At 59.0% G+C, this 13216-nt stretch carries 13 protein-coding genes; 5 read left to right on the plus strand and 8 right to left on the minus strand.

The genetic code is table 11. From position 1 onward, the window contains the following. Nucleotides 1-134: 134 nt before the first annotated feature. The 3 genes from ROSMUC_RS11630 to ROSMUC_RS11640 form a co-directional block, all read right to left on the minus strand. On the minus strand, nucleotides 135-434 hold the full coding sequence (locus ROSMUC_RS11630) for a DUF1330 domain-containing protein (protein ID WP_037273214.1): 300 nt from the start codon (nucleotides 432-434) through the stop codon (nucleotides 135-137). 19 nt (nucleotides 435-453) lie between these two features. Next, complete coding sequence (locus tag ROSMUC_RS11635; protein ID WP_037273216.1) at nucleotides 454-1416, minus strand: NHL repeat-containing protein; 963 nt, start codon at nucleotides 1414-1416, stop codon at nucleotides 454-456. An 89-nt stretch (nucleotides 1417-1505) separates the two neighbouring features. Next, nucleotides 1506-2408 (minus strand): helix-turn-helix transcriptional regulator, encoded by a 903-nt coding sequence (locus ROSMUC_RS11640; RefSeq protein WP_052115328.1) that lies wholly within the window; start codon nucleotides 2406-2408, stop codon nucleotides 1506-1508. A gap of 115 nt (nucleotides 2409-2523) precedes the next feature. Between ROSMUC_RS11640 and ROSMUC_RS11645 the strand changes: the two genes are divergently transcribed. Beyond that, nucleotides 2524-3063: an SRPBCC family protein gene (locus ROSMUC_RS11645; protein ID WP_245875168.1), complete on the plus strand. Its 540-nt coding sequence runs from the start codon at nucleotides 2524-2526 to the stop codon at nucleotides 3061-3063. Continuing rightward, nucleotides 3060-3884 (plus strand): RNA polymerase sigma factor, encoded by an 825-nt coding sequence (locus ROSMUC_RS11650; RefSeq protein ID WP_037273223.1) that lies wholly within the window; start codon nucleotides 3060-3062, stop codon nucleotides 3882-3884. The genes ROSMUC_RS11645 and ROSMUC_RS11650 overlap by 4 nt, the downstream gene beginning before the upstream one ends. A 47-nt stretch (nucleotides 3885-3931) precedes the next feature. Here the strand turns inward: ROSMUC_RS11650 and ROSMUC_RS11655 are convergent, their stop codons facing one another. From ROSMUC_RS11655 to ROSMUC_RS11665, 3 genes are read right to left on the minus strand one after another with little or no spacing between them, the layout of a single operon-like run. Further along, nucleotides 3932-4372: a cupin domain-containing protein gene (locus tag ROSMUC_RS11655; RefSeq protein WP_052115329.1), complete on the minus strand. Its 441-nt coding sequence runs from the start codon at nucleotides 4370-4372 to the stop codon at nucleotides 3932-3934. A gap of 27 nt (nucleotides 4373-4399) precedes the next feature. Next, complete coding sequence (locus ROSMUC_RS11660) at nucleotides 4400-5020, minus strand: FMN-dependent NADH-azoreductase (protein ID WP_037273225.1); 621 nt, start codon at nucleotides 5018-5020, stop codon at nucleotides 4400-4402. A 36-nt stretch (nucleotides 5021-5056) separates the two neighbouring features. Then, nucleotides 5057-5950: an alpha/beta fold hydrolase gene (locus ROSMUC_RS11665; RefSeq protein WP_206018448.1), complete on the minus strand. Its 894-nt coding sequence runs from the start codon at nucleotides 5948-5950 to the stop codon at nucleotides 5057-5059. 223 nt (nucleotides 5951-6173) lie between these two features. Between ROSMUC_RS11665 and ROSMUC_RS11670 the strand changes: the two genes are divergently transcribed. Continuing rightward, nucleotides 6174-6824, plus strand: coding sequence for a CGNR zinc finger domain-containing protein (locus ROSMUC_RS11670; RefSeq protein WP_037273230.1), 651 nt, complete (start codon nucleotides 6174-6176; stop codon nucleotides 6822-6824). 231 nt (nucleotides 6825-7055) lie between these two features. Here ROSMUC_RS11670 and ROSMUC_RS11675 read toward each other — a convergent pair whose 3' ends face one another. Next, nucleotides 7056-8255 carry a MalY/PatB family protein gene (locus tag ROSMUC_RS11675; protein ID WP_037273231.1) on the minus strand — a complete coding sequence of 400 codons (1200 nt, stop codon included), beginning with the start codon at nucleotides 8253-8255 and terminating at the stop codon, nucleotides 7056-7058. A gap of 91 nt (nucleotides 8256-8346) precedes the next feature. Here ROSMUC_RS11675 and ROSMUC_RS11680 point away from each other — a divergent pair, with 91 nt between their 5' ends. Beyond that, complete coding sequence (locus ROSMUC_RS11680) at nucleotides 8347-9261, plus strand: LysR family transcriptional regulator (protein ID WP_037273233.1); 915 nt, start codon at nucleotides 8347-8349, stop codon at nucleotides 9259-9261. A gap of 513 nt (nucleotides 9262-9774) precedes the next feature. On the opposite strand, the gene ROSMUC_RS11685 is transcribed toward ROSMUC_RS11680, so the two are convergent. Then, nucleotides 9775-11628, minus strand: a complete 1854-nt coding sequence (locus tag ROSMUC_RS11685; RefSeq protein WP_037273234.1) for a sigma-54 interaction domain-containing protein — start codon at nucleotides 11626-11628, stop codon at nucleotides 9775-9777. Nucleotides 11629-11836: 208 nt separating this feature from the next. On the opposite strand from ROSMUC_RS11685, the gene ROSMUC_RS11690 reads away from it, so the two are divergent. Next, nucleotides 11837-13213 carry a CmpA/NrtA family ABC transporter substrate-binding protein gene (locus tag ROSMUC_RS11690; protein WP_037273235.1) on the plus strand — a complete coding sequence of 459 codons (1377 nt, stop codon included), beginning with the start codon at nucleotides 11837-11839 and terminating at the stop codon, nucleotides 13211-13213. Nucleotides 13214-13216: the final 3 nt, after the last annotated feature.

Below are 13216 nucleotides of genomic sequence, written 5' to 3' on the forward strand. Positions count from 1 at the left end.
GTTCAAATAAAAATAGACCAGTCTCTTATTAATTGAAAGCAGATTTTCTTCACACCCGCGTCAAGTCCGTGTGAGGAGGGGGCAATGTCTGATCGCCGGAGATTGGCGCAGCTTGCACTGCGCCAAGTCCGTATTCAGGCGCTCGGCCCGAGAATGTGAATTTCCATGTGCAGAAAGCTATCATCGCGCAGCGGGATCAGGTCTTGATACGCCTCTTGCTCAAAGAACGCTTTCGCGGCGGCGTGATCCGGGAATTCAAGAACCAACGCCGTGGCGGGGCTGCTCTTGCCCGCCAAGGTCTCGACAATGGGCCCCTTGAGCTTGGGTGCCACGCCTGCGGCCTTCAGCAAGGGCTGAACCGACTCGGCGTATTTTTTCGCCCCTGCGGCTTTGCCAGGGTCGGGTTTCGCGATGACGATAACATGTGCGGTCATGGCTGTTTTCCTTTCGTGATTATTGAAACGTTTCAGGCAATTCGATCGCAAGGATGCGGTATGGATCGGCGGGGCCGGCGCTCGGGTCGAACAGATGATCAAGTTGGCCTTCGACGACGTAAGCCGTCTTGCCAATCACGGTTGCCGTGGTGGGCACGTTCAGATCGTCCGCAATGGTGCTAAGATCGACCGCACCTTCGGAAACGGTTGCCCCCAAAAGCGCACCGCGCGCGCCTGCGTGCAATCCGCCCCCTTCGACGATGAGGAACCTACGCCCGCCCAGCGCCGTCAAACCGTCGGCGCCGTGGACCTCTGCCGACATTTTCAGATCCGTGATCTTTCCGGCCTCGCCATGAGCGCCAAGGTCGATCTGATGCAGCGTGCCGGTGTTGTAGCGCGCGACAAAAACGGCCCCGTCGTCATAGGCGATACCATTCAGATTGAACCCTTCGCCCGCGAAGCGGCTATCGTCGAGCCAAACCTCAAGCTGATTTGTGCCGGGCTTCAGGGCGTAGATACGGGGAACGAAACTATCCGTGACCAAGATCGTGCCATCGCGGAGTGCTGTAAGGTCGTTGCAAAACATGCCGCCCTCCGGCAGCGGGTAGCGGCCGGTGGGGGTGCCGGTCTCGGTGTCGAAGGCGACGAGCGCGGGAGCCGACGTGCCCGTCAGCGCGCCGATGCCCGGATCGGACGAGCAGGCAAAGGTTTGATCCCCCTCGACATGCACCCCGACCACGGTCACCAAACCGTTCGCGCCAGCGGGAGCAAATTCTGTGACCTCGCCCGTCTTGGGGGAGATCTTTGCAATACGGCCTTGTGTCAAACTGCCGACATAAAGGTTGCCGGATGTGTCATGCGAAATGCCTTCTGGGGCGAAGCCCACGTCTGGTAAAGAAATGGTGGCATCGGCCATCGCCAGGGCGGGTAACGTCGCGGCCAGTGCGCCCGCGAGCAACAGAGGTTTGAGTGAGAGAGTCATAGCTTTCCTTTCCTGAAACGCTGGAAAAGACATGGGCTATGGGCGGTCGGCTTTCGCGCTGCGGATGGTCAAGCCTGCGCTTGAAACGGTCAATTGCGCGCGCGGTGTCGGTCCAGTGATACAAGGTCTGCGATCGGCCGTTTCTGCGTTGCGCGCAGCTCGGTCGGGCTCATGGAAAACCGGAGCCGAAACCGCTCCGCGAACCTTGATTGCGATTGGTAGCCACATTCAAAGGCGATCTGTCCAATTGGCATGTCCGATGAAATGACACGTTCCACCCCTTGGTTCAGGCGCGTATCCTCGAGCAGCTCTCGAAAGCCTGTCCTTTCGGATTGCAGGCGACGGCGCAATGTCCGCTCGCTCATGGCAAGGGTTTTGGTCAGATCCTTGACCGACCAATCGCGTGAAAGATCTGTCTTGAAGTGAGAGGTGATCCGTTCAGACAGGGTTTCACTGTGGGACAACAGCAGGTTTCCAGCCAAACCTTGCCGCGCCAGGATAAGCAGAATCTCGACCAACCTGTGGCGGGCTTGGGTCAGGTCCGCGGGGTAATTCTGGTCGTGGGTGATCCAGTCTGCGATCAAGGAATAAACCTCGTTTGACCCGACGGCCTTCCACTTTGGCGTCAAGTCCCAGTCCTTCAACCTGTCTGAATACGCCTTGTCGAACAAATCCAAGGTCTGCCGGTCAAAGACCAGGGACGCCCCCAGAAACCGGCTTTGCCCTGCTTCGGGAATGTTTTCGACGTCACATCGTATCCCCTTGGGGAGCAAAAGAACCTCTCCGGCCTGTGTGCCATAGGTTTGACGATCTGCGATGATCCTCTTTTGCCCGATAATCGGGAACATGAGCATCGGCGCGGAAATGTCCATCCTGGTGATGGTTTGCGCCTGCTGGCAGCCGTTGATCCAGAAAACCCGCGAGGTTTGGCCAGACAGGAAGGCCGTTATCATGGATTTTTCCAGCCGCGACATGATGTTGTGCTCAGTCATCAATCAGTTCCCTTGTCGGTCTGAATGGTGTCCACGTATCAGTTTTTTGGCCTTGCCGGAGGTCAAAGATTGCCCTTGACCGTTTGCGGCGCAGAATTGGCCGGAGCCGGGCAGCATGACCATGCCCCTGATGGATCGCTTGTTGCCAGGTGTGGTGACAATAAAAAGTGGATCACTATGTAACACTCTGGCGCGTCGAGACCTCTTCATAGGTATCTGCCGCAGTTTCGCGGCGGCAAACTTGGAGACCAAAATGAAAAACTTCGACGTGCAATCCATCGGCTTTACAGTCTCTGCAGAGACGGCGTTCGACTATATTTCGCAGCCCGCCAACCTGCCGAAATGGACCAACGCGTTTTCGCGAGCCGATGCCAATTCCGCTAATCTGGTGACACCGAATGGTGAAGTCTCAATCGGGTTGCAGACTGTGACCTCGCGAGAGGCGGGCAGTGTCGATTGGCTGATGACCTTTCCTGACGGGGCCGTGGCTACGGCCTATTCCCGGATCACCCCGAATGGGGCGGATGAATCCATCTATTCTTTTGTGTTGATGGCACCTCCGGTTCCGCTCGAGGCTTTGGAAGGCGCTCTGGAGGCGCAGAAGGTCATCTTGGCAACCGAGTTGGAAAAACTGAAAGGAATTCTTGCTGCATGATCCGCTTTGATCCTGTGCAAGTGCAGGCCGCGCGACAGGGAAGTCGCGCGGCGCTGGAAGCACTTGTGAACGCTGCCAAGGGTCCTGTCTTAAACCTCGCAATCCGGATGCTCGCCCACCGGGAGGACGCAGAGGACGCCACGCAGGAAATCCTGATCAAGATCATCACCCACCTAGGGGAAGTGCGTGACACAGATCTTGCCGGGGCGTGGGCCTTTCGCGTGGCGACCCGTCATCTGTCCCACACCGCACGGCTGGGGCGGGTCGAGAGGATGCGCCTGAGCTTTGAAGATTTCGCCGATGACCTGAGCCGTGGTCAGAGAGCGCCCTCGCATCTCGAACTGACGGAGATCGAACATCAACTGGCGTTGAAGGAGGTGAAAGTGGGGTGCACTTTGGCCATGTTGGTGTGCCTGTCACGGCCTCTGCGCATGGCCTACATCCTTGGGGACATCTTCGAGATGACCGATACGGAGGCCAGTGAGATCCTGGAAATTCCGGCGGGCACCTACCGCCAGAGAGTGCGGCGCGCCCGATTGACGGTCAGCGGCTTTCTGCAATCAAATTGCAGTCTTCAATCCCGATCAGCCCCGTGCCGTTGTGAAAACCGCATCACGCCCGCGTTGCAGATGGGGCGCATTGCAAAGGGGGCGGCGCACCTGGACGGCGATCAAGTGGGGCAGAAGTCTCCGCTTGAAATCGGTCAGGATGTGGCGACGCTTGAAGCCGCGCAGCGCTCGGTTGCGATCATGCGCTCGAACCCGCAGTTCGCCTCTACCGTCCCGTCACTGGTTCACCAGGTGTTGGCCCAGATGTCGTGAACACTCCGAAAGCGTGCCCGGCCCTCGGAGTGTTCGGTAACCAGATGCTATTCCGCCACGACGAATGTGTTGGGGCCGTCCATTTGCACCAGAATGATGCAGTCTTCGGGACCACGGCAGCGATCACCGTGGACTTCAAGCGCGGGTTGGCGGGCGTAGGACCCCGGCGTGACCACATGCTCAACCCCGTCGGTGTAGGTATGAACCCAGGAGCCCTGTATCGCGACCGCATCATAGTTGGCATCGTGGTAATGGTCGGGGGCTTTGGCCCCGCCTTCAATCCGAACGATCATGGTGAACGGGCCCGTGTTCCAATCGCCCCAGAGTAGGCCAAAGTGGACACCTGGTGCGCCTTCGACGAACTCGATTTCATCGTAAGCACGGCTGGTGTTTTCGTCCGCCTGAACACTTCCGGCGCTCAGGGCGCCGATGGCGATGGCAGCAACAGTGATCAGCGCCGCAGTTGCGTTTTTAAGTGCATGTTTCATGATAAACTCCTTGGGTTTGAGGTGCAGTTAATGCGCCAGTGCAACAGAGCGTTGCACGGCGGCTTTCTGGTCGCCGTCGGGGTCCGCGGTCAGAAGCGAGGGTTGGAACCGGACGTCCGAGATTTCGGATACACCGACGAATTTCAGCCACCAGGACAGATAGGAGGCGTGGAAATCCGCCCCGTATTTGGCCGGTGCGCCGGGGGCGTAGACGCCCGCACTGTAGAAAACGCGTGCCACTTTGTTTTCCAGCAAACCGCTGTATCCGGCCTCTGGGTCAAAACCAAACAGCAATCCCGGTTGGGTGATGAGGTCGATGTAGTGTTTCAGTTTGTAGGGGACGCCGCAGTTCCACATCGGGACGGAGAAAACGTATTCGTCCGCATCGGTAAAACGCCGGGTGATCGCGACGATCTGGTCCCAGGCCGATTGGCCGCCTTCGTCCATTTCACCCACGCCAAAGAATGTCATCTTGGCTGCGGCTTTGTCGCCGTCGAATTCGGGCAGGTCTGCGTGCCAAAGATCAATGACATCTATTTCGACGTCGGGTTGATGGGCTTTGCGTGCCGCAAGATAAGCCTCCGTCAATTTTGAGGACTGCGAGTTTTCGCCCCGTGGCGACGCAACAATATGCAGGATTTTCGTCATTCTCGTTTCTCTTTCCGTTTGTTGGGGGTGCGCAGCTTAGCGCGCCATGAATTGAAGGATTTCATCGCTGATTTCGGCGACATGCGTTTCCAGCGCAAAGTGACCCGCATCAAAGAGCTTCACATCGGCATCGGGCAAAAGCGCTTGCAGCGCGGACACGGCATCGAGGGTGAAGAACGGATCATTCTTGCCCCAGACCACCAAAGTGTCCGGCTGGGCACGTGCCAAATAGGCCTGCCATGCGGGGTAGCGCGCGACGTTGTCTTGATAGTTCCACAAGTATTCGAGCTGGATTTCAGCGTTGCCAGGGCGGTCCAGCCCGGCCTGGTCGTGGGACCATGCATCCGGGCTAAGATGATCGGAACGACTTGAACCTTGGACGTATTGCCACTGCGTGACCTCGGCCTTCAGCAAAGCGCGCAGGGGTTTCTCCGTTTCGACGGTGCGGTCTAGCCAGAAAGGCGCGAACTGCGCGACTATGTCGGGATTCCACCCTTCGGCGTGGATGGTGGCGTTCTGAAAGATCAGCGCTTCCACCCGGTCCGGGTGTTCCACGGCAAGGCGCAGGCCAACAGGCCCGCCATAGTCCTGCATATACAAGGTGTAGGCGGTCAGCCCGATTTCTTGAGTAAAGGCGTCGATGGTCTGCGCAAGGGTTGCAAAATCATAGTCATAGGCCGCCGCATCCGGCGCAGAAGACTGCCCGAAGCCCGGGTAGTCCGGCGCAATGACATGGTAGGTTTCTGCAAGTTTCGGGATCAGCTCGCGAAACATATGGGATGATGAGGGAAAGCCATGCAGCAACAGAAGTGTCGGCGCATCCTTTCGGCCTGCCTCGCGGTAGAAGATGGAAACGCCATCGACCTCCAGGGTGTGGTAGGCCGTCTGGCTTTCGTTCTGAGACTCTGCCCAAGCGGCAGAGCTGAGCAATACCGCAGCAAGGGCTGCGGCGTGCTGGGTTGGGAATTTCATGCGGTGTTCCTCTTGGTAACCGTCAAATGATACGTTTAATGGTTTCTTGGTGATAACCGGTAAAATGTTGTTAAGAAAGTTACTTTATTGTGAACAATTGCCGGTCGGAAATAACTTTCAATCGGACATTTTAGAGGTTATCGTGTAGGGCTACCCCGCACCAACAAGGCGATGAGGCCAAATGGCACCAGAGACCGAGCGGCTTGCTCCAATGCTCATTGGAGACAGCCCAGCCCTTGATTTCCTGAATTCGATAGCTGCCCCAAAGGGCCTCGTGATAGATTGGCTGGAAACCAACGCCAGTTTACTGGATTGGTTCGAGCAATCCGGGCTGTGTGAAAGGGGCGAGTTGGCGCGCCTGCGCGACGACGCGGACCCCGCAGAGATGACAAAAGCTCTGCAGGATATTCATGCTTTCCGAGATGTGTTTCGCAATTTCATCGAAGAGGCCGCTGGAAAGACGAACCCACCGGTGAGCGATCAGTTGGTGAGAGAGATCAACGCGATTCTGCTGGGCGGCACATTAACGATGCAGATCGTGCAGACCGCGCAGGATCATGTGGGCGATACGGGGGCCGCCCCGACCCACGCCCTTAGAACGCAGATCGAGTTGCGCACTCCGCGCGATCTGCTGGTTCGTGTTGCAGCGGCTTGTGCCAAGTTGATTTGCGAAGCCGATTTTTCCTGCGTCAGAAACTGTGAAGGGCCAACGTGCACGATGTATTTTCTGGACGTCAGCAAAAACCGCAAGCGGCGTTGGTGCAGCATGAGCATCTGCGGAAACCGCGCGAAGGCGGCAACGCACCGGAAAGCCAGGGCTGCGTCGTCTTAGGTGCTCCGCCGGTGAGCCCCCCAATGTTGCCGCGAGGCTCGCCGTGGCAGGATGGGAAAGCATACAGCGGCACGTGGGCGCGGCGTGGACTGGGCCATGCCAGAGAAGAACGATCACCAAGACCGAGCTTTGTCCCGGTGGGGGGTACCGCGTGTCCATGCGGTGACCGTAGTTCAAGCGTCGGGTTCCCTGTAAGGTAAACATCTAAGCCCGCCGAGCTTTCGCACCGGATCATTTTGGCAAGGCTGCCAACAGCCGGGCTATCGCCTCATTCACCGTGGCGCGTGGGCAGCCCAGATTGACGCGCATGTAGCCATGGCCTTCGGTCCCGAATTTTTGCCCCTTGTCGAACCAGAGGCGGGCGCGGGTCAACATGAAGTCGTTCAATGCCTCAGCTTCAAGGCCAAGAGCCCGGCAGTCCATCCAAGCCAGATAGAGTGCCTGCGTCGGCAGCACCTGGAGATTGGTCTTGCTGTTGATTTCGGCGGCGAACTGGGCGTGGTTCGCGCGCAGATACGCGAGCAGCGCCTCCAGCCACGGCTCACCATGGGCATAGGCGGCCTCGGCGGCGACCATACCCATCACATTTACCAGAGCAAACATATTGCGGTCATACTGGCGCTTGAACTGGTCGCGGATCGCCCGATTTGGAATGAAGACATTTGCGCTTTGCAGCCCCGGTACGTTGAAGGTTTTGGACGGCGCGGTGCAAGTGATTGCGTTCTGCGCGAACGCTTCGGACAGGCTGGCAAAGGGTATGTGGCGCAGGGCCGGGTTCAGGATCAGGTCCTGATGGATCTCGTCTGCCACGACCAAGATGTCGTGCCGGGCGCAGATTTCGCCCATCGTGGTCAAATCCTCGGCCGACCAGACATTGCCGGTGGGATTATGCGGATTTGACAGGATGAAGAGCCGCGTGTTGGGCCTGATTGCGGCCTCGAACACCGCGGCATCAAAGCGATAGCCGGTTTCGGTGCGGGTCAGCGGGGCCGCTACCGGGCAGCGGCCATTCAACAGAACATCGTCGCGGAAATGCGCATAGACCGGCGGTTGGATCAAAACGCTGTCGCCGGGGCTGGTGAAGCCCTGCAGGATGGTTTTGATCGCCGTAATGATACCCGATGTCTGCACGACCCATTCTGGGGCCACCTCCCAGCCAAAGCGACGCGCTTGCCAGTCTGTGACGGCCCGAACATAACTTTTGGTGGCACCGTTGGGATAGCCGAAGACGCCCTCCTGTGAGGCCTCGATCAGCGCGTCGATCACCGGTTGCGGCGCGCGAAAATCCATGTCCGCGATCCACATCGGCAATGGATCGGCGACGGCTTGCTCTGGGGTCAGTAGCCGTTCCTGCGCGCGCCACTTCATCGAATTGGATGCGCTGCGGTCGATTACACGGTCAAATGGGCAGGGGGCGGCATCTAGGCTCATGGACGGTCTCCGATACAGTGTTGACCGCACCATAGGGGTGCAATTACATGAACAAAAATGGCTATTTCTCATTTAATTATGAAAGTTGTGCATGAGGCTTGACCGACAGCACCTGACCATTGTCCGCCAAGTGGTGCGCTCTGGTGGTGTCACCGCAGCGGCAGAGGCGCTGAGCCTGTCGCAGTCGGCAGTGAGCCACGCGATGGCCAAGCTGGAGGATTACCACGGCGTCAAAATCTGGCGGCGCAAGGGGCGTGGATTGCAACTGACTCAGGCGGGGGCCTATTTGCTTGCCTTGGCCGAGCGGATGGTGCCCGAGCTGGAACATGCCGAGCGCGTGTTGCGGGACATGGCGCGCGGGCGGCGCGGCGCACTGCGCATCGGGATGGAATGTCATCCCTGCGAAAAATGGCTGATGCAGGTGACGCGCCCCTACCTTGCCGCGTGGCCGGATGTGGATCTCGAGATACGCGCGGCCTTTCGCTTTGACGGGGTGGCGGCGCTTCATGCCCATGAAATCGATGTTCTGGTGACGCCTGATCCTGTGGTGCGGGACGATTTGCGGTTTACGCCGGTGTTTGATTACGCGCTGTTGCTGGCAATGCCGAACGATCATCCGCTAGCGGCGCGGCCGCATATCAGCCCGGCGGATCTGAACGATCAAGAGTTGTTTACCGTGCCCATCGGTCCGGATCGTCTTGATATCTTCACCCGGTTCCTGATTCCTGCGGGGTGCCGCCCGAGACGGCATACCGGCATCGAATCCATCGATCTGATCCTGCAACTGGTTGCTGCAAGACGTGGTGTGGCCGTGCTGCCGGATTGGCTGATCCATGCAGAGGCAAAAACCCTGCCCATCACGGCGCGGCCCATTGGCGCAAGCGGCCTGCACAAGAGTATCACCTTGGGGCTCCGGGTCGAGGATGCGGGGATGGATTATGTCGAAGGGCTGATTGCCATCGCCCGCCAGGTGCGGCCGGACCGCGCGCCTTCCAAAAAACGCTGACTGAGTGGCGCACTCCCCAATTTCAGCTTGGGGGTCGTTCGGTCTAATGCAGGGGCGCGGTGCATCGGGCCGGCGCATTACCAATCGGGCCTTTATACGCCCGGGACTGTCATGCTCCAGCCTGCGGGTATATCCGGGGTCTTGCGTCGGTGCAGGCGCGGGAGGGCGTCACGCCCCACGAAAATGGTGCCGTCACGGCGCTACGTCCGCCAGTGAGGGCACGAGGGCTGCGATCGTGTCGGGCATGGTCATGACGCCTTTTAATTGGAATGATCATGCGCCCGGGTGGGCCTTTCCATTTGCAGATTTGCGAAGCGCAGGTCACAGGAAGCGACGCTCGTTCAATCTGGTGCTCAGGCCTACTTATCGGCTGTTTCAATGGTTGCTGGCAGAGGGCCAAAGAGGTCAACCGCATATGAACCCGTCCTTCAACCTTGTGATGCAAATGTCGTCTGGCGGTCGTTAAGCCTTCGAGAGCGAACGCTTTGTCCTGATGCGTTTCGATCTGCGCGCTTAGGTCCAGTCCGCCTCGACTATATTCAGGCTGCCGATGCGGGAATAGAGCGTTGTGGGTTTGACGCCGAGCAGGGCGGCCGCCCCGGAGGGGCCAGCAATGCGACCGCGCGTTTCGCGCAGGGCAGCGATCAGGTTTGTGCGAATGAGGTCCTGCATCTGCGCCTCGGTGCGAAACGAGCGGCCTGTTTCGGCCTGCGGCCCGAGCCCGCCCAGTTCGACCACCAGCTTGCGATCCTGAGACACAATCGCGGCGCGCTCCATCACGTTGTGAAGCTCGCGCACATTGCCGGGCCAGTCGTAGGATTGCAATTGCTGCACCACCCCTTCGGTCAAGACCGGTTCCGGGCGGTTGAGCCTCCGGCAGGCGATCTTGAGCAGATGGGCCGCCAGAAGGGGAATATCCTCTTGCCGATCGCGGAGCGGCTGGCAGGTGATGGGAAAGACATTGAGAAACAAATACAGGTCCTCGCGGATGCGATGAGAGCGGCGCGCCTTCTTGTCCGACAGCGTGGTCGCGGCGATCACACGGATATCGAGCGGCTTTTCTCGGGTATCGCCCAGGCGAGTCACAGTACTGTTTTGCAACGCGGCCAAGAGTTTGCCCTGTATCTCGAAGGGCAGTTCTTCGACATCATCGAGGAACAGCGTGCCGCTATGCGCGAGTTCCAGCTTGCCGGGTTTGTCGCGCGTGGCGCCGTTGGGGGCACCGCGCACCTGCCCCCATAACTCGGCCTCCACTTCTTCGGGGGCGACTGAGCCGCATTTGAAGTGGATGAGGGGGCGGCGCGCGCGGGGGCTGGCCTTGTGAATGGCGGTGGCGACGAGCGATTTGCCGGTCCCGGTCTCGCCGCTGATGAACACGGTGGCATCCGTGCGCGCCACAAGGTCAATCCGTTGCACGGTCTGACGCACCGCAGGCGACGCGCCGATGATGTTGTGATGCGCGCGTTCGGTCGTGATCGCCTCTTGCAGATAGGCGTTTTCCTGTTCCAGCCGGTCGCGAAGGGCGGCAACCTCTGCCATCGCCTCGCGCAGCTTGCGTTCATTTTCCTTGCGCTCGGTGATGTCGCGAAAGATCACGACGGCCCCGGCGAGGACATTCTGATCGTAGATCGGGGTCGAGACATATTCGACGCGGATCGGTTTTCCATCCTTGCGCCAGAACACCTCGTCCTCGATGCGGTTGACCTCTTCAAAGCGGAAGGACTGATAGATCGGGCAATCATGGGCGTGATACACATCGCCGTTGAGATGGTGGTGGTGGATCACGGAGTGAATGTCGTGGCCCAAAAGGTCTTCGGCGGTCCATCCCAGCATTTCCTGCGCGGCGCGGTTGAGAAAGGTGGTCTTGCCATCGGCATTGACGCCGTAGATCCCTTCGCCGGCGGCATTCAGGATCAACTGGTTCTGACGCTCAAGTTCGGAAAAGAACTCCTGCGCGCGCCGCCATTCGAGCAGACCCGAGCGGTGCAGTTCGGCGGCCTGCGCGATGCGGTCGTGCCGCTCCATTTCCTCGAGATCGAGGAGGGTCAGGGCCAGAAGCGAGGGTGCATCATTGACCAATCTGCCCCGAATTTCGACACGCAGGGCCATGCCTTTGGTCGTGGCGAGGGTGATGTCGCGGCTCCAGGCCTCGCCCCGATGGGCGATTTCATCCACCAGCACTATAAAGCTGGGCAGGCTGGCCCCGACCAGTGGCGAAAAGGTCGTACCGGGGGCGGGATCCAGATCCAGCAGCTTGCGGGCGCGAGGATTGGCCGCGACGATCCGGTCGGCGACAAGGTCGATCACCAGCGCCGCCTCGGCCAGCGCATCAAGCAGGGAATCGGGGGTTGTCGATATTTCACGCATGGCATTAACAAACACCGCCGCAGCGCGGCATCGCAATACGAAATCTCGTAAATTACGAAATGCCGTAATGAGTCGTCATGGGTAATTGATATTAGTGTATTATAATTAAACACAAATATAGCGTGCTTAAAAAATAGGCGCACCCCTTTTGTGTTGGGTCACTTCGTCGGATCATGGGTCAAACGGCATCTGAGCGAAAGGACACGACATGACCATGAAGAGCCTTGGCGACCCATTTTCGGAAAAGAATGATCTGCGCCACGGGGCGTCGTGCGGGTGTGAAACCTGCAAGAGCGTATCGCATTCCTCTGCCGCGCCGATCATGTCCCCTGAGGCGATGCTGGAGCGCGCGGTCGAGAGCGCCGTTGTGCGGTCGGTGTTCGGTCACAGTGACATCGGGCGGCGGTCGTTCATGGGGATGATGGGCGGTGGCACGGTTGCGGCGGCGCTGGCGTCGGTCTTTCCGCTCGATGCGGCCAAGGCCGCCATTTTGGACAATCTCGGCACGCCGGAAAAGACAGATCTCAACATCGGGTTTGTGCCGATCACCTGCGCCACGCCGATCATCATGGCGCAACCGATGGGGTTCTATGAACGCTACGGTTTGAACGCCAGCGTCATCAAGACCGCGGGTTGGGCCGTGGCGCGCGACAAGTCGCTCTCGGGGGAATATGACGCGAGCCACATGCTGACGCCGATGCCGCTGGCCATGACGCTTGGCGCAGGCTCGACCGCCGTTCCGTATATCATGCCCGCCGTCGAGAACATCAATGGACAGGCCATCGTGCTGTCGAACGAGCATCTGGACAAGCGCGACCCCAAGCAGTGGAAGGGTTTCACCTTTGGGGTGCCGTTTGAATATTCGATGCACAACTTCCTGCTGCGGTATTACGTGGCCGAACACGGGCTTGATCCCGATGTGGATATTCAGATCCGCGTGGTGCCGCCGCCCGAGATGGTGGCAAACCTGCGCGCGGGCAATCTAGATGGCTATCTCTCGCCGGACCCGTTCAATCAGCGCGCGGTTTGGGAGGGGATCGGCTTTATCCATATCCTGACCAAGGAGATATGGGAGGGGCACCCCTGCTGCGCCTTTGCTGCGCCGCTCAGTTTTGCAACGGACATGCCCAATACCTATGGCGCGCTGCTCAAGGCGATCATCGACGCCACGCAATATGCATCAAACCCTGACAACCGTGTGGAAATCTCCGAGGCCATTGCCCCCACGAATTACCTCAACCAACCGGTCGAGGTGATCCAGCAGGTGCTGACCGGCACCTATGCCGATGGTCTGGGCGCGGTGCAGCAGGTGCCGAACCGCATCGATTTCGATCCCTTCCCCTGGCATTCGATGGGCGTTTGGATCCTGACCCAGATGAAGCGCTGGGGCTATATCGAGAATGACATTGATTACAAGGCTGTGGCCGAACAGGTCTATCTAGCTGCCGATGCCAAGAAGGTGATGAACGATCTGGGCTATGATGCGCCCGACATCACCTACAAATCGCACACCATCATGGGCAAGATATTCGATCCGGCAGAGCCCGAGGCCTATGTCAAAAGCTTTGCCATCGGGAAGGGCTGAGCG

The sequence above is a fragment of the Roseovarius mucosus DSM 17069 genome, assembly GCF_000768555.3.
GTDB lineage: Bacteria > Pseudomonadota > Alphaproteobacteria > Rhodobacterales > Rhodobacteraceae > Roseovarius > Roseovarius mucosus.

Excerpts from the sequence above, each read along its gene's own strand:
- ROSMUC_RS11630 (WP_037273214.1), bottom strand. The coding sequence starts at position 434 with ATGACCGCACATGTTATCGTCATCGCGAAACCCGACCCTGGCAAAGCC.
- ROSMUC_RS11635 (WP_037273216.1), bottom strand. The coding sequence starts at position 1,416 with ATGACTCTCTCACTCAAACCTCTGTTGCTCGCGGGCGCACTGGCCGCG.
- ROSMUC_RS11640 (WP_052115328.1), bottom strand. The coding sequence starts at position 2,408 with ATGACTGAGCACAACATCATGTCGCGGCTGGAAAAATCCATGATAACG.
- ROSMUC_RS11645 (WP_245875168.1), top strand. The coding sequence starts at position 2,524 with ATGACCATGCCCCTGATGGATCGCTTGTTGCCAGGTGTGGTGACAATA.
- ROSMUC_RS11650 (WP_037273223.1), top strand. The coding sequence starts at position 3,060 with ATGATCCGCTTTGATCCTGTGCAAGTGCAGGCCGCGCGACAGGGAAGT.
- ROSMUC_RS11655 (WP_052115329.1), bottom strand. The coding sequence starts at position 4,372 with ATGAAACATGCACTTAAAAACGCAACTGCGGCGCTGATCACTGTTGCT.
- ROSMUC_RS11660 (WP_037273225.1), bottom strand. The coding sequence starts at position 5,020 with ATGACGAAAATCCTGCATATTGTTGCGTCGCCACGGGGCGAAAACTCG.
- ROSMUC_RS11670 (WP_037273230.1), top strand. The coding sequence starts at position 6,174 with ATGGCACCAGAGACCGAGCGGCTTGCTCCAATGCTCATTGGAGACAGC.
- ROSMUC_RS11675 (WP_037273231.1), bottom strand. The coding sequence starts at position 8,255 with ATGAGCCTAGATGCCGCCCCCTGCCCATTTGACCGTGTAATCGACCGC.
- ROSMUC_RS11680 (WP_037273233.1), top strand. The coding sequence starts at position 8,347 with ATGAGGCTTGACCGACAGCACCTGACCATTGTCCGCCAAGTGGTGCGC.
- ROSMUC_RS11685 (WP_037273234.1), bottom strand. The coding sequence starts at position 11,628 with ATGCGTGAAATATCGACAACCCCCGATTCCCTGCTTGATGCGCTGGCC.
- ROSMUC_RS11690 (WP_037273235.1), top strand. The coding sequence starts at position 11,837 with ATGACCATGAAGAGCCTTGGCGACCCATTTTCGGAAAAGAATGATCTG.